At 63.9% G+C, this 915-nt stretch carries 1 protein-coding gene; it reads left to right on the top strand.

The features are described from left to right. Positions 1-19 precede the first annotated feature (19 nt). On the top strand, positions 20-700 hold the full coding sequence (locus tag DBR23_RS24855; RefSeq protein ID WP_108499907.1) for an arylesterase: 681 nt from the start codon (positions 20-22) through the stop codon (positions 698-700). Positions 701-915: the final 215 nt, after the last annotated feature.

The following is a 915-nucleotide window of genomic DNA, read 5'->3' as shown; positions in this document are numbered from 1 at the left end:
ACATGAAAGGCTCTTTACTTTGATTCGCAATCTGCAGCAACGGCGCCACTTTATCCTGAGCGCATCTATCGGCCTGGCGGTGGGGCTTTGTGCGCCCACGGCCTTTGCGCAGGCCGCCGCCAAGGCAGGGACTGCCGGACGCCATTCGGTGATTCTGGTGCTGGGAGATTCGCTCAGCGCCGAATACGGCCTGGCGCGGGGCACGGGCTGGGTGGCACTGCTGGAAAAACAGCTAGCGCAAGACAAGCTCGCAGCCACCGTAGTCAATGCCAGCGTGAGCGGCGAGACCACCTCGGGCGGCCGCTCGCGCCTGGCTGCGCTGCTCGCGCAGCACAAGCCCAGCCATGTGGTGATTGAACTGGGGGGCAACGATGCCCTGCGTGGCCTGCCGCTCAAGAACACCGAAGAGAACCTGGCCTGGATGACCCAAGCGGCGCAAAAGGCTGGGGCCAAGGTCTTGCTGGTGGGTATGCAGGTGCCGCCCAACTATGGCACCGACTACGCGAACAAGTTTGCGGGCCTGTTCACCACCGTGGCGCAGACCCACAAGGCGGCTGTGGTGCCATTTTTCTTGAAGGGTGTGGCTGACGGACCGGACCCGACCCGCCTGTTCCAGCCCGACCGCATTCACCCTCGCGCCGAAGCGCATCCGCAAATGCTGGCCAACGTGTGGCCAGAGCTCAAAAAGCTGCTGCGTTAGGGATTCGCTGCACGCATCGAGCGATCAGTGTGTGCTGCGGATCGGGAGGGGCTGCCAGGCGCAAAACGCGGCAATAGCCGCAGCTGTTGCAAGTATTTGCAACGCTGCAGACCGCCAGAGACCGCAGATGCACAGGGCGCGGCGATTGGTGCAGCGGACCCCTGTGACGCAGCCAGGTCACTCAGCCTGCAGGCTGCTCGGGATGGCCTGCAGGC

The organism is Acidovorax sp. HMWF018 (genome assembly GCF_003061035.1).
Lineage (GTDB): Bacteria > Pseudomonadota > Gammaproteobacteria > Burkholderiales > Burkholderiaceae_C > Acidovorax > Acidovorax delafieldii.
The sequence above is the reverse complement of the archived record's forward strand: the minus strand, read 5'-3'. Positions and strand labels throughout refer to the sequence as shown.